The organism is Paenibacillus sp. NPDC058174, assembly GCF_042883865.1.
Taxonomy (GTDB): Bacteria; Bacillota; Bacilli; order Paenibacillales; family Paenibacillaceae; genus Pristimantibacillus.
In genome coordinates this window covers 553,950-578,101 of record NZ_JBHVUY010000002.1, presented here as the reverse complement: position 1 = coordinate 578,101, position 24,152 = coordinate 553,950, and the positions used below count along the sequence as shown (strand labels likewise).

Genomic DNA, 24,152 nt, shown 5'->3' with positions numbered 1-24,152 from the left:
TTAACGAAGGGTGGTTCGCAAATTGTACGGAGAAACTGCAGCATTAGAGCTAGTCTTCAGAATTAGCGAAGAGAATTTCGCTTTTGGAGAAGCTGCGTTCACGGATAGCGAAGTTTTCTTCGCTGTAGCTCATGTCACCACTAAAAGGGACTTCTATAGCGAACTTTGATTCGCTCTTTTGCGAATCAGGTTCGCTATGCCTCCCGTTAGTGCATTACCATCATCTCGTAAGTAACCGCTGGTATCTATATAGCAAAAAAGACAGCGACAATTCCGCTGTCTTTTTTAGTGCTATTTTGCCGTCCAATTATTTAGTCTAGCAACTTCAAAGCTTTGCTGGTTCATGTCTTTCATCCATGCTACAGCATGGATGACTAGTGGGGAACTATTTTCAGATGATAAGCTATGGACATCTATCCACTCAGAGCCGCTGGAATCATTATTTTGCATATCAGTGCAATAGGTTAATTCTCCGCTTAAATACTCAACTTCATAATAGACTGCTATATGATGAATATGTGTCGTACCGCGTTTCTCCAGCCTATAAGGAATAACATAATCTCTAGTACCGAGATTTTGTACAACTTTTATACTTATACCGGTCTCTTCTTCAAATTCTCGATGAAGCGCATCTAGTAAAGACTCATTGGGTTCAACCGTCCCGCCTGGCAGGTCATACCGATTCTCATATGGACCACCTTGCTTATGGACCAATAAGATTGAGTTATTACGAATACAAATCCCATAGACACCTAGATGTCTATGCCATAACTCTCCCATAACATCCCTCCCGGTTTAGAAAAACATCAAAGGACAAATGGATCGATAGTGACGCAATACTGCTTACAGTCTATCGCACTGGGAAGCCCTTAAATCGCCGGCATCACGTTCCCGCCGTTGACCGGAATGTATGCGCCCGTGATGAAGCTCGACAGGTCAGACGCAAGAAACGCAACGGTGTTGGCGATTTCCTGGTCGCTTCCGCGGCGCTTCAGCGGCACGCTGCTTTCATATTGCTCATTGCGTTCGGAATTGGCTTCCCGGTCGCGGTCGCTGATGGTCCACCCCGGCGCCACCTGGTTAACGGTAATTTGATGGGCGCCAACTTCCTTCGCCAGAACGCGGTAAATACCGTCCATCCCCCGTTTGCCTGCCGTATAGGCGGATTGGTTCGAGAAGTTTTGCATGGCGCATTCGGTGTTAATACCGATAAAACGGCCGCCCTTTCCTTGCTCAATCATCGCAGGCACGAATGCCTTCGCCAAATATACGCTTTGCATGACGCAGGATTCGAACTGGCTTTCATAATCGGCTGCTGGCTGCTCGAGAATGCTCGTCCACTGATATTGGATGACAGCGTTTGCAACAATGATATTAACCGTTCCCAACTGCTCGGAAGCCTCCGCCTTAATCCGCTCGATATCCTCCTGCTTGGTGACATTCCCCTGAACCGCAATTGCCCGGCGGCCAAGCGCCTCTACCTCCCGCTTCAGCTCCAAAGCCTTGCCCTCATTGCTCAAATAATGAATGACGATGTCCGCTCCGCATTCAGCCAGCGTTCGTACCATTACACGGCCCAAGTCGCCAGTTGCTCCCGTAATAAGCGCGATGGAGCCCGATAAATTCAAGTTCAACATCCGATTATCCTCCTCTATGCCTCATTGTCTGCGATTAAGTTACCCCCTTATTTTCCATCATTGGACGGGAGAAGTCTATCCTTCATATTTTTCTCAGCCTTTGTGGATGATTTTCGGAAAATAGGAAAAACTTCCGTTAAGCAAAAGTCATGAATAGCCAGCGAAATGAGGAGGCATCGAGAACTATGGCTGACAACAATAACATTAACAACAAGGGCTCCAAGGAACAGCCGCAGGACACGTCACGGCGTAATTTCATGAAATATACCGGTACCGCGATCGGCGGTGCGGTTGTGGGCGGCCTGATCGGCGGCGTCATCGGCAATTCGATGAAAGGCAAAGAGAAGCCGGAGACCGGCGGTGTCAAACCGGGCACACCAGAAAAGACTACGAAAAACTTCAACGAAGCGCTGATGTTTTTGACGCAGGAGCAATTTCAAATTACAGAAGCAGCGGTTGAACGCATTTTCCCTGAGGACGATATCGGACCGGGTGCAAAAGCGCTCGGCGTCGCTTTTTTCGTCGATCATCAGCTTGCCGGAGCTTATGGAATCAACGCTCGCGACTATATGCAAGGCCCTTTCTATCAAGCGGATGCGGAGCAAGGGTACCAGCTTGGCTTCAAACGGCATGAGCTGTTCACGATGGGGCTGGCGTCCATGCAGGAGTACAGTGCAAAAACGTATCAGAAAAAATTTACCGAGCTAAGCCCCGAAGAACAGGATACTGTACTGACCGCTTTCGAGAAAAACGACGCTTCGCTCAAAGGCATACCGGCAGGAACCTTCTTCAGTCTGCTTCGCCAGCTGACAATCGAAGGCGTATACGCCGATCCTCTTTACAGCGGCAACCGCAACATGGACGGCTGGAAAATGCGCAGCTATCCGGGCAATCAAATGAGCTACTACGATGTGATCGACAAAGACGAATTCCAGAAGATCGACCCGCAAAGCTTGCATGATCATCTGAATATAGGATAGGAGGAGGAGCAAAAATGGCTACAAAATTGCCCAAGGTGCCGATCGTCATCGTCGGCTTAGGCTGGATGGGCGGCGTCATTGCCGCCGAGCTGACGAAGGCCGGACATCAGGTTGTCGCACTCGAGCGCGGCAAATCCAGAAAAACCGAAGATTACTTCCACGTTCACGACGAACTGCGCTATTCGCAGCGTTACGATCTGATGCAGGATTTGTCCAAGGAAACCGTGACGTTCCGCTCTAACGAGAAAGTACGCTCTTTGCCTATGCGCACCTACGGGTCATTCCTTCTAGGCGACGGCATAGGCGGGGCAGGCGTCCATTGGAACGGCCAGTATCACCGCTTTCTCCCTTACGACTTCGAGATCTATTCCAAAACCGTCGAGCGTTACGGCAAGAAAAAGATCCCGGAAGGCATGATCATCCAGGACTGGGGCATCACCTACGACGAGCTTGATCCTTACTTCACCAAATTCGAAGCGATGGCAGGCATTTCTGGCGAGCAAGAAACGGTTGAATTTATCGGTAAAATGTCCAAGCCGTTCCCAACCCCGCCGATGAAAAAAACGCCGGCAATGAAGCTGTTTGAAGATGCGACCAAATCGCTCGGCTACAAGCCATATATCATTGCTTCAGCAAATTTATCGGAGAACTATACCAATCCCGACGGCATCTCCCGCGGCGCTTGCCAGTATTGCGCCTTCTGCGAGCGTTTTGGCTGTGAATATGGCTCCAAAGCCGATCCCGTCGTGACCGTACTTCCTGTTGCTGAAAAAACCGGCAAGCTGGAGGTTCGCACCCACGCCAATGTTACCCGGGTTCTCCACAAGGATGGAAAGGCGACGGGCGTAGTCTATGTGAATACGCCAACCGGCGAGGAATTCGAGCAGCCGGCAGACCTTGTTATTTTGGCAAGCTATGTGTTCTCGAATGTGCGCTTACTGCTGATGTCCAAGCTGGGCAAGCCTTACGATCCGAAGTCGGGAACCGGCGTCGTGGGACGCAACTACGCCTATCAAATCGTCGGCGGCTCGTCCACTGCTTTCTTTGAAGAAAAAGAATTCAATACGTTTATGGGAGCCGGAGCACTCGGAAATTCCATTGACGAATTCAATGGCGACAACTTTGACCATAGCTCGCTCGATTTTCTCCATGGCGGCAATATACGGCTGACTCAAACGGGCAACCGGCCGATCGCCACTAACCCGACACCAAAGGGGACGCCGTCCTGGGGCAAAGATTTCAAGCAAAAGTCAATCCATTACGCGAATCGGACGTTAAGCGTCGGCATTCAGGGCGCCAACATGCCGTTCCGGCACCATTATCTTGATCTCGATCCGGTCTACAAGGATATTTACGGCGATCCGCTTATCCGGCTGACCTATGATTTCGAGGATCAGGACAAGAAGCTTGTCTCTTACATCGCAGAGAAGACGAAAGCGATCGCCGAGGCGATGAAACCAAGCTTCGTTGAGACTGGCAACCAAATATCGAAGTACAGCATCGTGCCGTATCAGTCAACCCACAACACAGGTGGCGCTGTAATGGGTAAAGACCCGTCCACCTCCACGGTCAACAACTACCTGCAAATGTGGGATGCAGACAACGTCTTTATCGTTGGCGCTTCGGCATTCGCCCATAACAGCGGCTACAATCCGACAGCCACCATCGGCGCGCTTGCGTATCGTGCTGTAGAAGGCATCCTTAAGTTTTTGGAAAAAGGAGGGCCACTGGCTTAGATGGATATGCAGCAGGATGTCGTCCTTCATCTGACCGAGCTTCGCAAACGGCTAATTTATGTAGCCGGATGGTTTCTGGGCGCACTGGGCCTCGGCATCTATCTGTCGCCGCACCTGCTGCGCTTCATCCAATCGAACCTTGGTTCTTTAAATGTGCAGTGGAGCGTATTTGCGCTATCTGACGGATTGCTCGTCTACATGAAATGTGCGATGCTGTTCGGCTTTGCGGCTACCCTGCCGTTTCTGCTCTATCACATCTGGGCATTTGCCCGCCCCGGTTTGACCGAGCGTGAAGCAAAAGGCGCCCTGTGGTTCGTTCCCGCTTCCGCGATCTTATTCGCCCTAGGCGTCTTGTTCGGCTACACGGTGGCACTGCCGATGATGATCCGCTTCATGATCAAGCTGAATCATACAATCGGTGCGAACGAAGTATACGGGCTGCAGCATTTCGTGTCTTTTCTGCTCAGCTTTCTGTTCCCGATGGGTATCGCCTTCGAGATGCCGCTCGTCATGCTGTTTTTGACGCTGATTGGTGTACTGACGCCGGGCCGCGTCAAGTTCGTGCGAAAATACGCCTACGTTGCGCTAGCCGTCGTGGGCGCCTGCATCTCGCCGCCGGATTTTGTCTCGCATCTGTCCGTGACGGTTCCGCTGCTTCTCTTGTTTGAAGTGAGCGTATTCGTCTCCTGGCGCTACTCCCTGGCGAAGAAAAGAAAGCTTGCGAATCTGACGAGCAGCAGTCCCAATTCAAATTCTAACCCTAACCCCAATCCGACATGACGTCGGGGATAGATTAGACAGCCTCAATCAGCATCAGACTTGTTCAACCTACAAAGGAGGGATAAACTATGTTCAACAATATTGGCATTTCCGGGTTGATTATTATTTTCGCCATCGCCTTGATCGTTTTTGGGCCGGCCAAGCTTCCACAGCTCGGCAGAGCGTTCGGAGATACACTGCGCGAATTCCGCAACTCGACGAAAGGCATCGCCGACGACCCTGCTCCTCAGCCAGCCCCTATTCAAGTGCAGCAGGATGATCATTTGCTGAAATAAAGGATTTACAGAACCCCCTCCGTCTTGTTGTAGATGGAGGGGGTTCTGTTTTCATTCGGCTTCGTTTCACTCGATGAGGATAGTCCAATTAGCGAAGCTGATTCGCTTTTTTGCGAAGCTAAGTTCGCTATAGGTACATCATTGCGCTCCACTTTTTGCTGGAGCGAATTTAGCTTCGTTATCCGTGAACCTAGGTTCGCGAACAACGAAATTTGCTTCGCTAATCTTAGTTCACACGGCGAAGGTAGCCCGGTTAGCGAATCTGGCTTCGCTTTTTTGCGAAGCAGGTTCGCTGTGGCCATACTCGTTCGCTCAAATTCCAGCTCGAACGTAGCTGCTTCGCCGATCTTAGTTCACTTGACGAAGACAGTCCAATTAGCGAAACCAATTCGCTTTTTTACGAAGTTACGTTCGCTACAGGTACAGCAATATGCTCAGCCTTTTGCTGGAGCGAATCTAGCTTCGTTAACCGTGAACCTAGGTTCACGAACAGCGAAATATGCTTCGTTAAATGTACTCCAGACAGCGGAGACAGCCTGGTTAACGAATCTGGCTTCTCTATTTTGCGAAGCAGGTTCGCTGCGGTGTACGCAATTGCTCGGCTTACTATATAGGCTCGCGGAGGCGAGCGAGTGTGACCCGCTCTCAGAAGCTTGAGAAATGTTACTTTTTAGGGTTATGCTCTTGCATCCCGTTAGGCGGAAGTTACTTTTTGGTTCGTGCTTTGGCATCCGTTAGCTGGAGGTTACTGTTTGAATTTGTGCTTTTGCATCAGTTAGCTGGAGGTTACTAATTTGGTTGTATTTGCTCATCCGTTAGCTAGAGGTTACTTTTTGGGGTTGTGTTGGTGCATCCGTTGACCATGGTTCCTGCTTCTGTGCCGCGAAGCAAAGAGCCTTAGTTACTTTCCAGTACGTGCGCTAACGCACCGTCAATTCGGGATTCAGTCTTCTGCACTAACACTTCACAGTATCCCCCACCGCTTCAATCCAGCAGCTTGCCGATGCCAAGCTGCTCGGCGGCGGCGGCGTAGTAGGCGGCAACTGCGACATCGAAGACCGCCAGCCCCATCGGGGCAAACAGTACCGGGCGGTCACCAGCACTTGATACAATGGCATCCGGGTGAGACAGCGCCTGTGCTAGCGCAACGGTATCATTCGCCTGTAAGCCTTGCTCCAGATGAAGCCGCTCAATATCGGTATCCGCCCGGCATACCTCCTGCCAATCGTCAACGATAACCGAACCCGCTCCGGCCAGTGCCGGAGATAAGTAATCGCGAAGCGATACATGCAACAGTATGCTGCTGGGCTTTGAAGGAGCCTCGTCAATATATCGCTCCGGCGAAGCGGTACAGGTGAGGATTAACTCCGATTGCCGATATGCCTCCTGCCAAGTGGATACACGCTCCACTGGTATTCTACTAAGCGAGCTTTCACTCCAAGCTTTCATGTCTACGTCTCTGCGATCATACAGTCGCAGCCGGACAATTTCGCCTTCGCCAAACAGTGCATTCAGCATTTGCGCATGCGTCCGGCCGATTGGCCCCATGCCGATTATCGCCGCGTCTACCGGCCCTCCACTGGCAAGGCGATTTCGCGCGCCTAACAATGCCAGCAACAGCGCACTGCTGACCGCTGCTGTTCGAATCGCGCTAATCAGCCCGCCTCGAATCATAGCCACCGGCACACCTGTATCCGGATCATTCAGCACCGTGACGCTATGCGCACGCGGCAAGCCTGCCGCAATGTTGCCGGGGTAGCTTGCGATCCATTTCAGCCCTGCGGCCCGCTGCGGCTTTGCAACGTAAGCCGGCATCGCAATGATGCGGTTGCTTGCATCGCCGAATTTCAAATAAGGCTTCAGCGGCTGCGCGCATTCGCCTTTCGCATAAGCGTCGGCCGCTTCCGTTATGACGGCGGCAAGCTTTGTCCAGTCGATGCCGATCTGCAGAATGTCCGCTTCGTTTAAATATCGCAAGAACGCACCCGCTTTCTGGACCGGACCTGCTCCGCGAATTCAGGGCCGTACCTGTTCTCCACCCATTCGTCGTCATAAACCGTATCCAAGTACCGCTCCCCCCGATCCGGCAAAATAACGGCGCACACAGCGCCCGACTCAATTCGTTCCCTGTATCGCTCTACAGCTGCCAGAACACCGCCGGAGGAGGCGCCCGCCAGAATCGATTCCTTGCGTACAAGCGCGCGGCAAGTTTCAATACATTCTGTCTCGCTAACTGTAACGACCGCGTGTACCCCCTCATCCGGGCAAAGCTCCGGCCGCCTTCCGGCTCCAAGTCCCGGCAGCAGCCGGGCAGCGCCAGTTCCGTTACGATTAAAAATCAGGCTGCCATCAGCGTCGACGGCAATCACTTTCGTCCGCAGACCATGCAGGCGAATGTAATCCAGGCAGCCGCGAAGCGTGCCGCAAGTACTCACGCCGCAAAACAAATAATCCAGCTCCGGCAAATCCGCCGCCAACTCCGCCATCGTCGTGTGCTGATGCGCCAGCGCGTTGTTCGGATTGGCATATTGATTAGGCCAATAGGCGTCCGGAAGCCGCTTCACCCAGCGACGAACGCGGGCCAGCCTTGCCGGTACAAATTCGCCCGTAGCGGCATCGGGTCTGGCAACCATATCGATTCGCGCTCCATAGGCTTGCAAAATACGCAAATTCGTCTCTGTCGTTCGCGGATCAACAACGCAGATGAACCGGCAGCCGATCAGATTGCAAATTTGCGCCAGTCCGATCGCCAAATTGCCCGAGCTGGATTCTACTATCGTAGAACCCGGACCAAATAGCCCCCGCTCCAGGGCTGCCATCAGCATTTCTTTGGCAGAGCGGTCCTTCACGCTCCCTCCCGGATTGAAAAGCTCCAGCTTGGCATATACGCTGAACGGCGCATGCGCGAACAGCTTTTGCAGCTGTACGATCGGCGTTCCGCCAACCGACGATAAAATATTTTCATACCGGCTCATTGCAATCCGCTTCTATCAATTCGTTTACCCTTGCCGCTGCCGTTCTCGCTCTCGTCAGAGAGGTAGAGCTTTTTCCGCTTCATGGGAACAGAAGCTTGAGCGGTCACCGGTAAGCGCTGCTCTGCGGTTAATACTCCGCTCCGGGCTGTCCCCAAGCCAGAGAAAATAAAATCAACCTGCATTTCCTGCAGCATGCCGCCGCGGATCATCGCCCCGATTTCCGGTATTGCTCCTTGCAGCTCAGCGCGGACAGCAGCGGCAGTGACCGCATCCACTTCATCCACGGTAGCAATCTGGACCTGAAGACGGTTTCCGCTAACCTGCACTCTGACCTCAGCCTGCCCGATATGCTTAAACACGGCATTTTCCACATCATAGACGCTAATCTTCTCGCCATGCTTCAATTCCGGTCCGATCCGCTTGACGATAGCCGCAAAGGTAGTGAGCGTCTCGCCGTTCTCGTTTTCCTCCGTACGCAGATCACGTACAACATCGTAGGTTACATAACGAAGAGCGGGAAAACGCCGCCGATGCAAGGAAGTGAGCGCCAGCACCTGCTCGCCCTCTGGCAACGCAATATCCGGCAAGCCGATCTCTTGCGGTTGAACCCCTTCCGCCAGCAGCCCCTCCAGCAGCACATAACGTCCGCTTGCAGCATCGTAATAAGCGATCGTTCCAATCTCGATGCTGCCGTAGGTGTCGACGATATCCTCAGCAGCGATGCCGATCCGCTCAGCGGCCCTTTTTCTCCATTCGGGCGGGGCAGGTTCTCCAACAAGAATAATTTTTTTCAGCCCCCAAGCAAAAGAAACAGGTGCAGCACGAAAAAGACCATCCAGCAGCGACGGCATCGTATACAACACATCCGGCTGATACTGCTCAATGCGGATCAGATGTGCCGCCGCAGGCAGGCCGAACGGAATCGATTCGCATTCATAGCCCAGCTGTTCAAAAATAGGCTTCGCCGTTGCTTCCGCATGCCCCGTTCCCATGTCACTAAGTACACGCTCTATGCCGTCGACGCCAGCCAGCAGCTTGCCGAACAACGCGACCTTCTGCATCACATAGTGCGTCTCGTCAATTGCATCATAATAGATTGCCTTGCGCCGCCCGCCGCTGGTGCCGGATGTCCGGTATACGTTCCACTCCGGATTGCTTGCACCGTCCGCTCTATCGTAATAATCGCTCAAGCGCTCCGCTGTCAGAAGCGGAATTTTCGGCTCCCCTGACCCGGAAGTATCCATCAGCTTGCCGTACCAAGGGTAGATCCTTCGCACTTCCTCCAGCTTGGCGCGAACCGTCTCATTTTCCACCGATATGCGCATGTCCATTCCTCCAAAAAACGTCGTTGTTCATCTTATGCCGGCATGGCTGCAAGGGTCCCCCGGATCCTGTCCGCTTAAGTCCATTCGCAGTTTAATGGGCAAGCATATGCTATTAGGTCCACCAATTTCTGTACATGAATAGGAGGAAGAAAACGTCCATGACCGGCATATTGACGAAAAAGCAATACCGGGCCTCATCCAGCAAATGGCGGAAAACAATCCTTCTCCGGCGAAAAAAATCGCTTCGGCGCTTCATTCCCCCTACCCGTCTATATAGCGGCAAAGCATTGACGGCCATGCTTGCGCAATATCGCCTCGTCTATGTCAAGCCCTTACGCGGCTCGCATGGCGACGGCATCATGCGCATTGAACGGATTGGCTCCCGCTACTTGCTGCATCATGGCACCGCAATTAAGCGGGGACTTACGCTAGAGAAGCTGCTGCGAGTCGTCCGTAAGCGGACGGGCAGAAGACCGTATCTGATGCAGCGCGGCATCGCGATGCTGAGGCATCGCGGACGTATTTTTGACCTGCGCGTCGTCGCCCAGCTTGATCGCAGCCGAAGCTGGCAAATTACCGGCATGCTTGCAAGAGTTGCCAAACAAGGCCGGGCCGTTACGAACGGCGCACAAGGCGCATCGATTCATCCTGTCGATTCCGTGCTTGCCGCTTATGCCGGGAGCGCTTCCCGTGCCCGGACAAGAGCAACGCTGCACCGGTTTTGTTTGTCTGCTGCGCTGGAGCTGCGGCGAAACTTTCCTTTCTTGACTGAGCTCGGCTTCGATATTGCACTCGACAGCAAACTCCATCCTTGGGTACTGGAAGTTAATGTACGCCCGGAGGCCATCCCATTCACCCGGCTACCCGATAAAACGATGTACCGGCGTATTCTGCGATATCGGCGGATTAACCGGAGAGGATGACAGTAGTCAGGGCGAACTCTAGTCAGAACAGGCCTGCTTGGCGGGTAACTTGCATAGCAGAACGCAAATAAGACCCTCAAGGGGTCTTATTCACATTGGGCATCGGCTAATGCCCTTTTACCATGGGCAGCAGCTACATGGCGACAATCGTCCGGCCGCGCACCTTGCCTTGCAAAATATTTTGAAGCACATCAGGCAGCTGCTCCAACTGAATCTCATTAACCAAGCTTCCGTCCATATGCCGCGGCTTCAGGTCAGTTGCAAGCCTGTCCCATACAAGGCGGCGGAGCTCCATCGGACATTCGACCGAGTCAATGCCAAGCCAGTTCACGCCGCGCAAAATAAACGGATAGACCGTAGTCGCCACCTCATAGCCGCCGGTCAAGCCGCTTGTCGCTACCGAACCGCCATACTGCATCGTACTTAAAATATATTGAAGCGTTTGTCCGCCAACGGGATCAACGGCTCCCGCCCACAGCCCCTTGCGCAGCGGTTTATGCCCTGCGTCTGACAGCTCCTCGCGGCCGATGACATTCGCAGCGCCAAGCTCCCGCAAATACGCATGCTCCTCCGCCTTGCCGGTGCTCGCCGTCACTTCATAGCCTCGCCCGGCAAGCAAATCGACTGCGACACTGCCGACACCGCCGGTCGCCCCGGCCACCAGAACCGGCCCTTTGCCGGGATGAAGCCCGTTATCCTCCAGCCGCTGCACAGACAGCGCTGCCGTGAAGCCCGCTGTTCGAGGATCATCGCCTCTTTCAGCGTTAGCCCTTCGGGAAGCGGAACGACCCAGTCGCCCGGAACTCGTGCCAGCTCACTGAAACCGCCATGATGCGAGACGCCCAGCCCATAGCTGGTGACAATAACAGCATCCCCTTCACGGAAGCGGGGATCGCTCGATTGCTCCACCGTCCCGGCCAAATCGATGCCGGGAATATGCGGATAGCTTTTGACCATTTGGTTGGAAATGGCGATCATGCCATCCTTATAATTCACGCTGGAGTATGCTACGCGGACTAGAACCTCTCCCTCCGGCAGTGCCTCCTGCTCAAGCTGCTTCAGCGAAAAAGACGTCTGTCCGTCCTCCAGCTGCTCCAATATATAGGCACGAAACATATCCATTTCCTCCTTCTCTCGTTTACTGTTTCTGTTTCTGTTTCTGCTTATGCTTGCTGTTCCGCTTCATCTGTCCATCATTTGATCCAAATGATACAACAGGACACGGTTGATCTCCGCTGCGTTCAGCCGCTCTGGACGCGTAACCCCGTGAACGACTAATCCATCAACGAGCGCATGAAGCCGTTTCGCCTCCAGCTCAACATCCAAATTGGCTGCAGCTAATCCCTGTACAACCATACCGCTGACGATTGACAGAAATCCGTTATACAGCTGATCATGTACCTGGAGACTGAAGGCGCGAATAGAGGGATCGCCAACAGCGCGTCCCATAAAAGCGAGCCATACCTCCGACTCTGCCAGCCGCTCCTCATCCAGCGGTACAAGCTGAGCGACGATCAGCTCGATATTTTGACGGGGATTCCCGTTTAACTTGAGTTCCTTCAATCTTCGCATTACGCGTTCGGATACCAACTGCATGGAAAAGGCAAGCAGCTCGGACTGTGTGACAAAATAATGCCGCAGCGAACCGAGAGACATCCCCGCTTCCTCCGCAACACTGCGCACCGACACTCCTTCCATCCCTTCCCGGCGAATCACTCGCCAAGCCGCTTCCGCCAATTGCTCCCGGCGCCTGTCATGATCTACTATTTTGGGCATAGCTCTAGTGTATCAGAGTTGTTTTTCTCCATACAACCATGCTAAAATAACATCAACTTTATTTTAATACAGTTGTATTTTATAAAAGGAGTGGAACGCCATAATTGCTGCGTTTATTATCGGATGCGAGATCGGATTCTGGCTGTTTGTTGCCGCCGGCCTGATGTTCCGCTATATTTTCCGGATGAAGAGAACCGGAGCCTTTCTTCTGCTGTGTACGCCAATTGTCGATTTGATCCTGTTGTTCGCAACCGTTATTGACCTGCGAAACGGTCAGACCGCTTCCTTCATCCATGGCCTGGCGGCAATTTATATCGCCGTCTCCATCGTGTTCGGACATCGGATGATCCAGTGGGCCGACGGTCAATTCGCTTACCGCTTTGCAGGAGGCCCGAAGCAGGAACGTAAAGAGAAGCCGAAATACGGTCAGGCGCATGCACGGCATGAGCGTATCACCTGGTTTCGTTATTTTATCACCTATGTCATCGGCTGTGTGCTGCTGCTCGCTATGATATTTTTCATCGGCGATGCGGAACGGACAGCTGCGTTAATGGGGACCGTGAAGGTGTGGTCAATCATTACAGCTGTTGATTTTCTTTACAGCTTCAGCTTTACGCTATGGCCCCGGAAGGACAAAAACAATTCGACTACGCTGTCATAGCCCCCTCAGCCGCCAGCCTCTCTTTCTGTGGAAGAGGCTGGCGGTTTTTTTATCGTATGGTATTGTTTCGCTTGATGGGCGCTCGATGGTGAAAGATGGGGTTGAGAATTTCGGGCTGCCCTCTTTTCGGAGCCAAATAGGCGGTTGCGCAGATTCGATTTGCAAGATTAGGATAATAGAGTATGGAATTGAAATTCCATGAATCTATTTTTGGGGGAGGCTGACTGTCGTATGAAAATTTTGCTGCTCCAGCCTAGGCTTGAAGATGCACTGTCACAATTACGAGAGGCGTTGCATGACTATCCCGGCATTGATGCCGTTGTCTTTCCAGAAGGCTACTTGAATGAAAACGTAGAGGAAGCGCGGAAGCTGGCTGAGCAGCATGGGGTGATATTAATTGGAGGATACCGGAAGCTTCAGGAGCGTCCCAAAGATCAAGCTATTATCATAGGACGGTCGGGCGAGATTGCACTGAATCGGGTCAAGTATAGCGATACAGCTTTTATCAGCCAAGCGGGCCTTACGGTGGGTATCATGTTGTGCGATGAGCTCGTTTTACAAGGGGTTAAAAGCGAAGAGTTCCCGTCCCCCGATTTAATCGTCCATTGTATTGGTGTCGGCATGTTCAGCAAGGAGCAATTCGATGAATGGACGGGGTTAGCTCAGGAGATGGCCCGAACTTATTGTACATATATGATTGGTGTCAGCCATGCAGATGGGTTTTATCGAGACAGTACCGTTTCAATACCGATCGCATACGCCTTTGACCGGGAAGGCAACGTCATTTTCATAGCTGAAAATGACACCCGCCCGCGGACCTGGGACACCGTTAGTAATGAGGTCATAGTCCGCCAAACCCTAGAAACACTTTAACGAAGCTGCTTCGTTAACTCTTTGACGCCGAGCTGAAAACACCATTTAACGAACCGGCTTCGCTATATAGCGAAGCTAATTTCGCTATTCTGCTATGCATAGCTTACCTGTTTTGCCGCAGCGAACTTAACTTCGCTTTCCGTGAACCTAAGTTCGCCGTTAGCGAAGTTAGGTTCGCTGTAGCCGCACACGCCCAGCAAAATGCAGCCTACAGCGAACACAGCTTCGCTATTTTGCGAAGCTGCTTCGTTATCTCTTTGACGCCGAGCTGAAAACACCATTTAACGAACCGGCTTCGCTATATAGCGAAGCGAATTTCGCTGTTCTGCCATGTACAGCTTCCCTGTTTTTCTACAGCGAACTAGACTTCGCTTTCCGTGAACCTAAGTTCGCCATTAGCGAAATTAGGTTCGCTGTAGCCGCACACGCCCAGCAAACCGCCCCCTACAGCGAAAACAGCTTCGCTATTTTGCGAAGCTGCTTCGTTAACTGGTTACTTGGAGCCGAGCTGGAACTATCGCTGTTTTAAGTTACTTGGAGTGGAGCCAGAACTGTTGCTATTTAATGTTACTTGGAGCGGAGCCGGGACTATCGCTGTTTAAAGTTACTTGGAGTTGGGAGAAATATTGCTATTTGATGCTACTTGGGAGCGGAGCGAGAACTACCGCTCTTTTAAGTTACTTGAAGCAGAGCGAGAACAACCGCTGTTTAAAGTTACTTAGAAGCGGAGAGAGAACCCTCCCCCGCCACTCCCAAGCAAGGCGGCGCATCACGCCGCCTCCGCATTACCGGGTTTCGCGGTGCAGCGTGACGCGCTTGAGGCGCGGGCTGTATTTGCGGAGCTCCAGACGTTCCGGCGTTGTGCGTTTGTTTTTCGTCGTTGTGTAGTTGCGGTCGCCGGTTTCGGTGCACGCAAGCGTGACAGTTACTCTCATGGCTGGGTCACCTCCTTATTGGATCGCATAGGCTTCGTCAGGTACTGTCGGGAACGGATCGGACAGCTTGCTCCAGTCGCTGCCCATTTCATCCTCGCTCAGCAGGCAGTCGTCGAGTGAAGCTTCAAGCTCCGGCCGGTTCAATCCGATCCCTATCAGCACGACCTTGTTCATCCGATCGCCGTATTCTGGATGCCATTGCTGCGCAAGCTCCTTCTCATCCGCCAGCAGTTGAAGTTTTTCTTCTTCTGGCAGTGCATCGGCCCACAAACCCGCAGGCCCGAATTGAATGGACGGTCCGGCCTGGCTCAAGCTTTGCGCATGACGGCTGCGGGATGCGAGCCATACGATCCCTTTCGCCCGGACAACATCCTCCGGCCATTGCTCCATCCATTTCATTAAGCGCCCCGGATGGAACGGTTTCACCCGCTGATAGACGAAGGAGGAAATACCGTACTCTTCCGTCTCCGGTGTATGCACAGGCGATTCCAGCTCTTTAATCCAGCCTGCCGAACGGCTGGCTGCCTCAAAATCGAACAAACCGGTATTCAATATCTCTGATGGCGCTACCTGACCTTTTACCGTCCGGATCAATTTGGCGCGAGGCTGGAGGGTACGCAATACGCCCTCAAGCTCCTCCAGCTCTTCCTCGCCCACCATGTCGCATTTGTTCAGCAGAAGCACATCGCAAAATTCAATCTGGTCAATCAGCAAATCAACAACCTCGCGCACATCATCCTCACCCACTGCCTGATTCCGGTCGAGCAGCGTTTCGCCGGAAGAATAATCATGCCAGAAGCGATAAGCATCTACGACAGTCACCATGCTATCAAGCCTGCACCATTGCGTAAGATCGATGCCCTGCTCCTGATCGATATAAGTGAAGGTTTGAGCAACTGGCACCGGCTCGCCGATTCCCGTCGACTCGATCAGGATGTAATCGAAGCGGCCTTCCTTCGCCAGCCGTTCCACCTCGCGCAGCAAATCCTCCCTCAGCGTGCAGCAGATGCAGCCGTTCGACATCTCCACCAGCTTCTCATCGGTACGCGACAATCCGCCGCCGTTTCTCACAAGCTCAGCATCAATGTTAACCTCGCTCAAATCATTGACGATGACCGCCACCTTCAGGCCGTCCCGATTATGAAGCACATGGTTTAAAATCGTCGTTTTACCGGCTCCCAAATAGCCGCTTAATACCGTTACCGGAATTTTCTTCGTTGTCATCACAATGCCACCTCAATCTTCTTATTATTGTTCTTCACCGATCAACAAAGCGTAATCATTACGATTATGTATCGTAAAAAAATCCGACCAGTCAGGCCAGATATATAACGCCATTTCGTTAATCGTAATTATTACGTTTAACAACAGTATACGGCCTCCATACCGCTTCGTCAAGCCGAATGAGATCAGCCTTATCATTCACATTGACCGATGCTGTGCAATTTTCAACAACACAACTTAGCCCCAGCACGCGTTGCGGCTTTATTTGCAGGTGGCTGGATCTCACACCACGCAAAGCTATTATGTCCATTACGCTCCTTTCTTTTCACTCAATGTCGTAATATCATAGTATCAAAGTCATGAATTCGCACTAAAAATAAAGATTTAAATATGTTAGATTAAACATGTTGTCATATTTTTATAGTGATCATAACCATTTAACAATCGAACCTACGAGGAGTGAGCAAGTTATGCTTCGCATTGGAAAAATAAGCTATTGGCATGTCCATGCCTGGGATTATACGAAACAAGCCCAAGAGCACCCGGACACTGAAATCGTTGCCGTGTGGGATGAGATCCCTGCCCGCGGAGAAGAGGCTGCTGCCAAACTGGACGTTCCCTTCTATGCAGACCTGAATGAAATGCTCGGACGCGACGATATTGACGCAGTCATCGTAGACGCGCCAACCTCGATGCATGAAGAGGTAATGAAAGCCGCGGCAAAAGCCGGTAAACATATTTTCACTGAAAAAGTAGTCGCACCTACGCTTAAAGAAGTAAACGCTGTCTTAGAGGAAGTAAAGGCTAATCAAGTGAAGCTGACCGTGTCGCTTCCGCGCTTGAATGACAGCTACACGCTCGCGATCCGCGATGTGCTGACGCAAGGGCTGCTTGGACAAGTTACGCTCGTTCGCGCCCGTCTTTCGCATAACGGCGCAACGGCCAACTGGCTGCCTGAGCATTTCTATAATTTGGAGCAATGCGGAGGCGGAGCGCTTATCGACCTCGGTTGCCACCCGATGTATTTGGCCAGACTGTTTCTGAATGAGCTTCCTGAGCAAGTATCGGCTCAATTCAGCTATGTAACCGGCAAAGATGTTGAGGATAACGCTGCTGTGCTGCTGAAAACGGCTTCCGGAGCGGTTGGCATCGTCGAGGCGGGCTTCGTCAACGACCATTCGCCATTCACGCTTGAAGTGCACGGTACCAAAGGCTCGCTGCTTTACGGAACTCCGCAAGACAAGCTGCTGCTTCGTTCTTCTGTTGCAACTGGAGATGCTGCCCAGCAATGGACGGAGATCCCGCTTCCTGCCCGCCGGGAAAGCGCCTTTGACCAGTGGGTCCGCCATATTCAAGAAGGCACGACGGCGGATGAGAACATCGCTCTGGCCGTTGATCTGACGAAGCTGATGGAAGCTGCGAATCTGGCAGCCAAGGAACAACGCAACGTTCGGCTCGACGAGCTGGAAGGTTAATATAACCGGCAGCGCACATGATGGATAGCTTAACGGACAGGAGGGATAGACATGGCAAGCTTTCCTTATGAGGATATGCGGGAGAGGCCGGATGCGCTGGAGCGTCTGGATTTGCGGATCAAATGGGGTCCCTACGACATCCATGTGCTTCGCTTTCATCTGACGACCTTCCAGCCCGGACGGGTCATCAGCTTTCATAAGCATGCGGAATTCGAGCTGCATTACATCCCGCAGGGCAAAGGAAAGGTTATTCTTGTCGACCAGGAATACCCGTTGAAATCCGGCATGTTCTACCTGACTGGCCCCGATATTATGCACTATCAGGAAGCGGACGCTGCCGAAGCGATGGAAGAGCTCTGCCTCCATGTCGATATTATCGACCGTACCGAGGGAGGCATCGACGATCCCTCCTCCTACGATGATTGGGAAGCGGCAGAGGCTCGTGATTGCATCGCCAAGCTGAAAGCGCTGCCCCTTTATCCGGCCAAAGACATCCATCAGGCGATGCCTTACTTTTTGCAGGCGTATCAAGCCTGCAGCGATAATTTTACCGGAAGCTATACGACGATCAAGCAGTCGGTCATTCAGATTTTGCTGCGCTCCGTACGGGCCTATGATGCCTCGAAGGAGCATAAGCATTTTCCGATGCGGGATATGAAGGCGTACCGCTTCCGGCTGGCGATGGAGCATATTCACGCCAACTATGACGGTGCGATTACGCTTGAGGATGTAGCGGACCGGCTTAACTTGAGCACCCGCCATATCCAGCGGTTGTTCAAGGAGCTGCACGACGGGCAAACCTTCAGCCGGATACTTGAAGATATAAGGCTGGAAGCGGTTTGCAGGGCGCTGCTCGAGACGAATCAGTCCGTTGAACAAATCGCCAAGGGAACCGGCTTCACCGGCGGCAACTATCTTCATGCCGTGTTCCGCAAGAAGTTCGGGCTTACCCCGACGGAATACCGGAAGCAGCATGAACAGCAGCCGCTGTCTGTGAAATAAGTCCACATCACTATAACTACTAGGAGGTCTTTGACTATGTCTAAAGTTCACAAGCTTGCTATTATCGGTTGCGGCGGCATCGCCAACGGCAAACATCTGCCAAGCCTGAGCAAATTGAACAACGTTGAAATCGTCGCATTCTGCGACATCGTAGAAGAGCGTGCAACAGAAGCTGCTGCTAAATACGGTGCAGAAGGCGCTCGCGTCTATACCGATTACACCGAGCTGCTGAAAGATGCTTCCATTGAAGTCGTGCATGTATGTACGCCAAACGACTCGCATGCTGACATCTCCATCGCCGCTCTTGAAGCAGGCAAGCATGTCATGAGCGAGAAGCCGATGGCCAAAACAGCCCATGATGCGAAACGGATGGTAGAAGCTGCAGAACGTACGGGCAAAAAGCTGACCGTTGGCTACAACAACCGTTTCCGCTCTGACAGCCTGCATCTGAAAGCTCTGTGCGAATCCGGCGAGCTGGGCGACATTTATTTCGCGAAAGCACATGCGATCCGCCGCCGCGCCGTACCGACTTGGGGTGTATTCCTCGACGAAGAAAAACAAGGCGGAGGCCCGCTGATCGATATCGGTACGCATGCGCTTGACCTGACGTTGTGGATGATGGACAACTACAAGCCGAAAGTTGTACTGGGCACTGCCTATCACAAGCTTTCGCAGCGTGAGAATGCCGCTAATGCTTGGGGCCCTTGGGATCCTGCGAAATTCACGGTAGAAGACTCCGCTTTCGGCATGATCGTAATGGAAGACGGAGCAACAATCTCGCTGGAATCCAGCTGGGCGCTGAATACGCTTGAAGTGGACGAGGCGAAATGTTCCCTGTCCGGTACCGAAGGCGGCGCGGACATGAAAAACGGCCTGCGCATCAACGGCGAGAAGCATAGCCGTCTCTTCACAACTGACGTCGATCTGAGCGCTGGCGGCGTTGCCTTCTACGAGGGCAGCTCGGAGAACCCGGCTGATCTGGAAATGAAATTGTGGATCAAAGCAATTGAAGAAGATACAGAGCCAGTCGTTACACCGCAACAAGCTTTCGTCGTCTCCCAAATTCTTGAAGCGATCTACGAATCGGCGAAAACAGGCAAAGCCGTATACCTGTAAGCCTAATAAAAGAAGCCGTTCCGGCAGGTCAGATTCCAAGACCCGTTGCCGGAACGGCTTTTTCTTTATTGCATAATGCCTGTCAATTAAGTATTCATAATTTTTGCAGGATTTCCCCCAACAATGACATTGTCAGGCACATCCTTGGTCACAACCGCGCCGGAGGCGATAACGGCATTGTTGCCAATCGTAACACCGGGATTAATAATGGCTCTCCCGCCAATCCACACATCATTCCCGATTGTAACCGGCCTGCCCAGCTCCGCTCCAGAAGCCCGTACAACAGGGTCCAACGGCAGCGTTGCGGTATAAATATGCACGCCCGGCGAGATCAAGCAATTATTGCCGATCCGAACCTCGCATACGTCGATAATCACACAATCAAAATTGGCGTAAAAGCCGTCGCCAACATGAATATTGTAGCCGTAATCACAGCGAAAGGTCGGCTGTACGTACAACCTAGCCCCGGTTGAGCCAAACAGCTCTTTGAGCAGCGCTGTTCGACGGTCATTCTCGGACTCCAGCGATTGATTGTAGAGCCTCAGCAGTCTGCGGGCATTTTGCCGATCCAGCACAAGCTGCGAATCAGTGGCGTGATAGAGCTCGCCGCTCCTCATCTTTTCTTTTTCCGTTCTCGGCTCCATTTCTTTGCTTCCTCTCCGTTCCGTTCAAACGAGCGGCCTATTATTCCCGCCTTTGCACTAGTTTTGTTCAAAAACTGTGCTGCTTAAACGTCGGGCAGAAGCACCTCACCTCAATAATTCAGGCAAATCTATTCTTGTCGCTCTGCGATCCGCTCGTACAGGAAGTCGACGACATGCTTCACTTCCATCCGCTCCCCTGCACCGTGTTTCTCAACACCTGCTTTCATTTGCAGCAGGCAGCCGGGATTGCTGGTCAGCAAATAGCGCGCGCCGGTATCGTTGGCATGCTCCATTTTATGCTCCAAAATCTGTCCCGCCATCTCAGGATGCGTCAAGTTGTAAATACCGGCTGAGCCGCAGCAGCGGTCGGCTTCCTTCATTTCAATGAAAGACACATTCGCTACCTGCCGCATCAGCTTCCTTGGCGAGTCGCCGCTCTTCATTACATTGCGAAGATGGCAGGAATCCTGGTAGGTGATGCGGATTGGTCCTGTTGATGCATTCGGCTCGGGAACAGTCTGTTCGAACGACGGAAGACGCCCCTGTTCCACGAGCAGACGGCTTACGTCAATCACACGGGAGGCGAACCATGCAGCAAGCTCGCGGTATTCCGGATCTTCGCTCAGAAGGTGATCGTACTCCACCAGTAAAGCGCCGCAGCCTCCGGCATTGGAGACGATATAGGAAACGTCCGCTGCTTTAAACGCGTCCAGATTGGCCCGCGCCAGCGCTCGCGCCTGCTCCATCTCGCCGCTGTGTGCATGAAGTGCTCCGCAGCAGCCCTGCTCGCTTGGAATAACGACTTCAAAGCCTGCTTCAGCCAACAGTTTCACCGTGTTCACGTTTGTCTCAGCGAACATTACATCCATAATACAGCCGCGGAACAATGCGACCGTAGCGATCTTCTCGCCTTTAGCCGGGTACAGTGTACCCACTCGTTCCACGACGCCCTTGCCGGATGCATCGGGCAAAATCCGTTCCATCTCCCGCATATGTGCAGGAAACAGCTTCATCAGGCCGCTTCCTCTTACGATGGTTTGCAGCCCGGATTTCTGATAGGCGGCAAGCGATCTTCCTACCCATTTCATCCGGCTCTGATGAGGGAATACGCCCTTGAATGCCAGCTTACGAAGACCTTTGACGGCTGCCGGATGCTCCGCATGATCCTCTATCGCATCCCGCGCTTGCTCGATCAACTGACCGTATTTGACATCGGCCGGACAAGCAGGCTCGCACGCTCTGCAGCCCAGACAATGATTCATCTGATCCTGAAAAACCTGATCCGGGTCCATCAGCCCGTCCGCAACGGCTTTCATAAGCGCAATCCGTCCGCGCGGGGACTCCGGCTCCAAGCCGGTTTCCCGGAAAGTCGGACAAGCGGGTAAGCAAAAGCCGCAGCGCATGCAGTTGGTCAACTGGTCGTAATCCAGCTTAGCCAGCATCGTTCTGGCGAGCGGATTGGCATGCTCGATATTAGGCTTGCCCATTGGCGTTAACGTCGCCATTGCATTTGCATGAGAATCAGCCACGTTCGATCACCACTCTTTTCCTTGATTCTTTTGCGAAAATTTTGCCCGGGTTCAGCAGATGATGAGGATCGAACGCATTTTTGATTCCCTTCATCACTTCAAGCCCCGCCGCCCCAACCTTCCATTCCAGAAAAGGAGCCTTCACAAGGCCAACGCCGTGCTCGCCTGTAATCGTCCCTCCGAGTTCAATAGCTGCTTGGAATATTTCCTCAAACGCCTGCTCGACCCGGTGAACCTCTTCCTTGTCTCTGGCGTCCGTTGTCGCCGTCGGATGCAGATTCCCGTCCCCCGCATGACCGAAGGTCGCAATGGCAACGTCATATTTACGGGCGATCTCATTAATTCGCAGCACCATATCGGCAATGCGAGAACGGGGGACGGTGGCATCCTCCAGCATCGTCGTCGGGCGAAGACGTGCCAGCGCAGTAAATGCGCTTCTTCTTGCCGTAAGCAGCTTCTCCGCCTGCTCCCGATTTTCGGCTACATCAATCCGGTCGGCTTGCTCCAGCTCGCATATTTCCCGGATCTTCGCAATGTCCCGCTCCACCGTCTCGGAATCGCCATCCTGCTCAATTAGCAGAATGGCTTCCATATCCCGCGGAAGTCCCAGCTTGGCGAAATCGTCAACGACGCGGATCGTCGGATTGTCCATAAATTCCAGTGTAGCCGGAATGATCTTCTGTTCAATAATGCGCGAGACCGTTCTAGCCGCACCATAAAGATCCTTATACATCGCCAGCATCGTCTTCTTGACCGCCGGAGGCGGAACAAGCTTCAAGGTCGCCTCGGTAATGATCGCAAGCGTGCCTTCAGAACCAACGAGCAGCTTCGTCAAATCATAGCCTGCGACGTCCTTCATCAGCTTGCCGCCTGTGCGGATAATGTCACCGCTGGCAAGCACCGCTTCCAGCCCGATAACGTAGTCCTTCGTCGTACCATACTTCAAGCCGCGCAGCCCGCCGGAGCATTCCGCTATATTGCCGCCGATCGTCGATATTTTCATACTGCTGGGATCAGGCGGATAGAAAAGGCCAAGCGATTCGACATGAGCAATAAACTCTCCCGTAATGATTCCCGGCTGCACCGTAGCCGTCAAATTTTCCATATCAATCTCCAAAATCCGGTTCATCCGGTGCATGACCATCACAACGCCTCCGGCCACTGGGACGGTTCCGCCGCACAGGTTGGAGCCTGAGCCTCGGGAAACGACCGGTACCCGGTAAGCCGCGAGCGCTTTCATAATTTCTGAAACTTGCTCCGTGCTGCTCGGATAAATCACGCCGTCGGGCAGCGATTGCAGCATAGGCGTGCCGTCATAGGAATGGGCCACCCGCGCCTCCTGATCATCTCGATAATTGTTCTCCCCTACAATTTGCCGCAACCGTTTCGTTAAAGCCGCATCCATCATATGTAATCCCTCGCTCCGATAGTAGTCGAATAGTAGTCAGGTCATCTGATGACTTTTGAAATCATTATATGCTATACTTTGGCTATTGTATAGATACCGAATTACATTTTCACCCGGGAGGCTTTCCATTGAAAATTACTACCGCAAAAGGCCATGAGCTTGTGGCGGAGCATCTTCTTACACAAATTCGCGGAGGTGCGTGGCAGCCGGGTCAACGTCTCCCGTCGGTCGTCGAGCTTGCGGAATTGTATGGCGTCGGCCGCTCCACCATCCGGGAAGCGGTCAGCGCGCTCAAAGCGACAGGCTGGCTGGATGTGCGCCATGGCGGCGGCACCTTCGTCAAAACAACCCTTCCTGTGGATAGCGCAGACGGTTTATTTCAGAACGCCGACTCCCTTATCGAATTGCTCGAAGTCCGCAAAGTGCTGGAGATCGGCGCGGTATCGCTAGCTGCCGACCGCCGCAGCGCACAGCACTTGGAGCGGCTTGAGGCGCTTCTTCATGAGATGGAGCGCAGCCTGGAACAACAGGATATCTCCGGCAGTGAAAGCGCCGATACCCAGTTCCATATGGCAATCGTGGCCGCTTCGGGCAACTCCTTGCTAATCCATATGATGGAGTCGCTGTCGGAACGATTTGCAGGCTCCATCCGGCAAACGCGCGAGCTGTGGTTTTACAAGGAAAAGGCGACCGCTTCGCGTCTTCTTCAAGAGCACCGGCAAATCTGCGCGGCGATTGCCAGCGGCGATAAGCAATTGGCCGAGCAGTTGGTCGATGACCATCTCTCGAAGGTAATTGAGGTACTGCGGGAAGCGATGCCCCAGAACTAAAAACGAGTTCAGCCTTCCGGTTTCATTGACCTGCTGGGTGGCTGAACT

22 protein-coding genes and 1 pseudogene are annotated in these 24,152 nt (G+C 52.8%); 11 read left to right on the top strand and 12 right to left on the bottom strand.

The genetic code is table 11. The annotated features are described in order from the left end of the window. Positions 1–291: 291 nt before the first annotated feature. Positions 292–780: an NUDIX hydrolase gene (locus ACFVVF_RS14065; protein WP_387810308.1), complete on the bottom strand. Its 489-nt coding sequence runs from the start codon at positions 778–780 to the stop codon at positions 292–294. A gap of 89 nt (positions 781–869) precedes the next feature. Beyond that, the gene (locus ACFVVF_RS14060) at positions 870–1,634 is read right to left on the bottom strand and encodes an SDR family NAD(P)-dependent oxidoreductase (RefSeq protein ID WP_387811475.1); all 765 of its coding nucleotides are present in this window, start codon (positions 1,632–1,634) and stop codon (positions 870–872) included. Between the two features lie 188 nt (positions 1,635–1,822). Here ACFVVF_RS14060 and ACFVVF_RS14055 point away from each other — a divergent pair, with 188 nt between their 5' ends. The 4 genes from ACFVVF_RS14055 to ACFVVF_RS14040 all read left to right on the top strand — a co-directional run bounded on the left by ACFVVF_RS14055 (position 1,823) and on the right by ACFVVF_RS14040 (position 5,408). After that, positions 1,823–2,617, top strand: a complete 795-nt coding sequence (locus ACFVVF_RS14055; protein ID WP_387810305.1) for a gluconate 2-dehydrogenase subunit 3 family protein — start codon at positions 1,823–1,825, stop codon at positions 2,615–2,617. Between the two features lie 14 nt (positions 2,618–2,631). Next, the gene (locus ACFVVF_RS14050; protein ID WP_387810302.1) at positions 2,632–4,353 is read left to right on the top strand and encodes a GMC family oxidoreductase; all 1,722 of its coding nucleotides are present in this window, start codon (positions 2,632–2,634) and stop codon (positions 4,351–4,353) included. Further along, positions 4,354–5,133, top strand: a complete 780-nt coding sequence (tatC, locus tag ACFVVF_RS14045; protein ID WP_387810299.1) for a twin-arginine translocase subunit TatC — start codon at positions 4,354–4,356, stop codon at positions 5,131–5,133. A 68-nt stretch (positions 5,134–5,201) separates the two neighbouring features. Then, positions 5,202–5,408 carry a twin-arginine translocase TatA/TatE family subunit gene (locus tag ACFVVF_RS14040; protein WP_042165979.1) on the top strand — a complete coding sequence of 69 codons (207 nt, stop codon included), beginning with the start codon at positions 5,202–5,204 and terminating at the stop codon, positions 5,406–5,408. A gap of 984 nt (positions 5,409–6,392) precedes the next feature. On the opposite strand, the gene ACFVVF_RS14035 is transcribed toward ACFVVF_RS14040, so the two are convergent. From ACFVVF_RS14035 to ACFVVF_RS14025, 3 genes are read right to left on the bottom strand one after another with little or no spacing between them, the layout of a single operon-like run. Then, complete coding sequence (locus ACFVVF_RS14035; protein ID WP_387810296.1) at positions 6,393–7,385, bottom strand: 2,3-diaminopropionate biosynthesis protein SbnB; 993 nt, start codon at positions 7,383–7,385, stop codon at positions 6,393–6,395. Next, positions 7,373–8,383 (bottom strand): 2,3-diaminopropionate biosynthesis protein SbnA, encoded by a 1,011-nt coding sequence (sbnA, locus tag ACFVVF_RS14030; protein WP_387810293.1) that lies wholly within the window; start codon positions 8,381–8,383, stop codon positions 7,373–7,375. The genes ACFVVF_RS14035 and sbnA overlap by 13 nt, the downstream gene beginning before the upstream one ends. Further along, entirely contained in the window at positions 8,380–9,708 is a 1,329-nt protein-coding gene (locus ACFVVF_RS14025; protein ID WP_387810290.1) for a phenylacetate--CoA ligase family protein, read from the bottom strand. The genes sbnA and ACFVVF_RS14025 overlap by 4 nt, the downstream gene beginning before the upstream one ends. A 158-nt stretch (positions 9,709–9,866) precedes the next feature. On the opposite strand from ACFVVF_RS14025, the gene ACFVVF_RS14020 reads away from it, so the two are divergent. Continuing rightward, on the top strand, positions 9,867–10,631 hold the full coding sequence (locus tag ACFVVF_RS14020) for a YheC/YheD family protein (protein ID WP_387810287.1): 765 nt from the start codon (positions 9,867–9,869) through the stop codon (positions 10,629–10,631). Positions 10,632–10,764: 133 nt separating this feature from the next. On the opposite strand, the pseudogene ACFVVF_RS14015 reads toward ACFVVF_RS14020, so the two are convergent. Then, positions 10,765–11,753: pseudogene (locus ACFVVF_RS14015) on the bottom strand (acrylyl-CoA reductase family protein). 60 nt (positions 11,754–11,813) lie between these two features. Continuing rightward, positions 11,814–12,407: a TetR/AcrR family transcriptional regulator gene (locus ACFVVF_RS14010; RefSeq protein WP_387810284.1), complete on the bottom strand. Its 594-nt coding sequence runs from the start codon at positions 12,405–12,407 to the stop codon at positions 11,814–11,816. Positions 12,408–12,507: 100 nt separating this feature from the next. Between ACFVVF_RS14010 and ACFVVF_RS14005 the strand changes: the two genes are divergently transcribed. Both ACFVVF_RS14005 and ACFVVF_RS14000 read left to right on the top strand, forming a co-directional pair. Continuing rightward, positions 12,508–13,068, top strand: coding sequence for a hypothetical protein (locus ACFVVF_RS14005; protein WP_387811472.1), 561 nt, complete (start codon positions 12,508–12,510; stop codon positions 13,066–13,068). A 231-nt stretch (positions 13,069–13,299) separates the two neighbouring features. Beyond that, entirely contained in the window at positions 13,300–13,941 is a 642-nt protein-coding gene (locus ACFVVF_RS14000) for a carbon-nitrogen hydrolase family protein (RefSeq protein WP_387810281.1), read from the top strand. A 785-nt stretch (positions 13,942–14,726) separates the two neighbouring features. On the opposite strand, the gene rpmG is transcribed toward ACFVVF_RS14000, so the two are convergent. Together rpmG and ACFVVF_RS13990 are read right to left on the bottom strand one after the other, a co-directional pair. After that, positions 14,727–14,876, bottom strand: coding sequence for a 50S ribosomal protein L33 (rpmG, locus tag ACFVVF_RS13995; protein ID WP_042166002.1), 150 nt, complete (start codon positions 14,874–14,876; stop codon positions 14,727–14,729). A gap of 15 nt (positions 14,877–14,891) precedes the next feature. Next, positions 14,892–16,100, bottom strand: a complete 1,209-nt coding sequence (locus ACFVVF_RS13990; protein WP_387810277.1) for a GTP-binding protein — start codon at positions 16,098–16,100, stop codon at positions 14,892–14,894. A 470-nt stretch (positions 16,101–16,570) separates the two neighbouring features. Between ACFVVF_RS13990 and ACFVVF_RS13985 the strand changes: the two genes are divergently transcribed. Genes ACFVVF_RS13985 through ACFVVF_RS13975 form a run of 3 tightly spaced genes read left to right on the top strand, consistent with a single transcriptional unit; the run spans position 16,571 to position 19,693 of the window. Then, a complete protein-coding gene (locus ACFVVF_RS13985; RefSeq protein WP_387810274.1) occupies positions 16,571–17,575 on the top strand; it encodes a Gfo/Idh/MocA family protein in 1,005 nt (334 codons plus the stop codon). Between the two features lie 51 nt (positions 17,576–17,626). Next, positions 17,627–18,577, top strand: coding sequence for a helix-turn-helix domain-containing protein (locus ACFVVF_RS13980; protein ID WP_387810271.1), 951 nt, complete (start codon positions 17,627–17,629; stop codon positions 18,575–18,577). 36 nt (positions 18,578–18,613) lie between these two features. Continuing rightward, positions 18,614–19,693, top strand: coding sequence for a Gfo/Idh/MocA family protein (locus ACFVVF_RS13975; protein WP_387810268.1), 1,080 nt, complete (start codon positions 18,614–18,616; stop codon positions 19,691–19,693). 86 nt (positions 19,694–19,779) lie between these two features. Here the strand turns inward: ACFVVF_RS13975 and ACFVVF_RS13970 are convergent, their stop codons facing one another. From ACFVVF_RS13970 to ACFVVF_RS13960, 3 genes are all read right to left on the bottom strand, one after another. Next, a complete protein-coding gene (locus ACFVVF_RS13970; protein WP_387810265.1) occupies positions 19,780–20,337 on the bottom strand; it encodes a maltose acetyltransferase domain-containing protein in 558 nt (185 codons plus the stop codon). Positions 20,338–20,465: 128 nt separating this feature from the next. Beyond that, a complete protein-coding gene (locus ACFVVF_RS13965) occupies positions 20,466–21,842 on the bottom strand; it encodes a (Fe-S)-binding protein (protein WP_387811469.1) in 1,377 nt (458 codons plus the stop codon). A gap of 16 nt (positions 21,843–21,858) precedes the next feature. After that, positions 21,859–23,274: an FAD-binding oxidoreductase gene (locus ACFVVF_RS13960; protein WP_387810262.1), complete on the bottom strand. Its 1,416-nt coding sequence runs from the start codon at positions 23,272–23,274 to the stop codon at positions 21,859–21,861. Positions 23,275–23,402: 128 nt separating this feature from the next. On the opposite strand from ACFVVF_RS13960, the gene ACFVVF_RS13955 reads away from it, so the two are divergent. Beyond that, complete coding sequence (locus ACFVVF_RS13955; protein ID WP_387810259.1) at positions 23,403–24,104, top strand: FadR/GntR family transcriptional regulator; 702 nt, start codon at positions 23,403–23,405, stop codon at positions 24,102–24,104. Positions 24,105–24,152: the final 48 nt, after the last annotated feature.

What these genes read in the sequence shown, in the direction of transcription:
- ACFVVF_RS13985 (WP_387810274.1), top strand. Translation starts at nt 16,571, where the DNA reads ATGCTTCGCATTGGAAAAATAAGCTATTGGCATGTCCATGCCTGGGAT.
- ACFVVF_RS14050 (WP_387810302.1), top strand. Translation starts at nt 2,632, where the DNA reads ATGGCTACAAAATTGCCCAAGGTGCCGATCGTCATCGTCGGCTTAGGC.
- ACFVVF_RS14010 (WP_387810284.1), bottom strand. Translation starts at nt 12,407, where the DNA reads ATGCCCAAAATAGTAGATCATGACAGGCGCCGGGAGCAATTGGCGGAA.
- ACFVVF_RS14025 (WP_387810290.1), bottom strand. Translation starts at nt 9,708, where the DNA reads ATGCGCATATCGGTGGAAAATGAGACGGTTCGCGCCAAGCTGGAGGAA.
- ACFVVF_RS14040 (WP_042165979.1), top strand. Translation starts at nt 5,202, where the DNA reads ATGTTCAACAATATTGGCATTTCCGGGTTGATTATTATTTTCGCCATC.
- rpmG (WP_042166002.1), bottom strand. Translation starts at nt 14,876, where the DNA reads ATGAGAGTAACTGTCACGCTTGCGTGCACCGAAACCGGCGACCGCAAC.
- sbnA (WP_387810293.1), bottom strand. Translation starts at nt 8,383, where the DNA reads ATGAGCCGGTATGAAAATATTTTATCGTCGGTTGGCGGAACGCCGATC.
- ACFVVF_RS14020 (WP_387810287.1), top strand. Translation starts at nt 9,867, where the DNA reads ATGACCGGCATATTGACGAAAAAGCAATACCGGGCCTCATCCAGCAAA.
- ACFVVF_RS13965 (WP_387811469.1), bottom strand. Translation starts at nt 21,842, where the DNA reads ATGGCGACGTTAACGCCAATGGGCAAGCCTAATATCGAGCATGCCAAT.
- ACFVVF_RS13960 (WP_387810262.1), bottom strand. Translation starts at nt 23,274, where the DNA reads ATGATGGATGCGGCTTTAACGAAACGGTTGCGGCAAATTGTAGGGGAG.
- ACFVVF_RS13975 (WP_387810268.1), top strand. Translation starts at nt 18,614, where the DNA reads ATGTCTAAAGTTCACAAGCTTGCTATTATCGGTTGCGGCGGCATCGCC.
- ACFVVF_RS13990 (WP_387810277.1), bottom strand. Translation starts at nt 16,100, where the DNA reads ATGACAACGAAGAAAATTCCGGTAACGGTATTAAGCGGCTATTTGGGA.
- ACFVVF_RS13970 (WP_387810265.1), bottom strand. Translation starts at nt 20,337, where the DNA reads ATGGAGCCGAGAACGGAAAAAGAAAAGATGAGGAGCGGCGAGCTCTAT.
- ACFVVF_RS14055 (WP_387810305.1), top strand. Translation starts at nt 1,823, where the DNA reads ATGGCTGACAACAATAACATTAACAACAAGGGCTCCAAGGAACAGCCG.
- ACFVVF_RS14065 (WP_387810308.1), bottom strand. Translation starts at nt 780, where the DNA reads ATGGGAGAGTTATGGCATAGACATCTAGGTGTCTATGGGATTTGTATT.
- ACFVVF_RS14000 (WP_387810281.1), top strand. Translation starts at nt 13,300, where the DNA reads ATGAAAATTTTGCTGCTCCAGCCTAGGCTTGAAGATGCACTGTCACAA.
- ACFVVF_RS13980 (WP_387810271.1), top strand. Translation starts at nt 17,627, where the DNA reads ATGGCAAGCTTTCCTTATGAGGATATGCGGGAGAGGCCGGATGCGCTG.
- tatC (WP_387810299.1), top strand. Translation starts at nt 4,354, where the DNA reads ATGGATATGCAGCAGGATGTCGTCCTTCATCTGACCGAGCTTCGCAAA.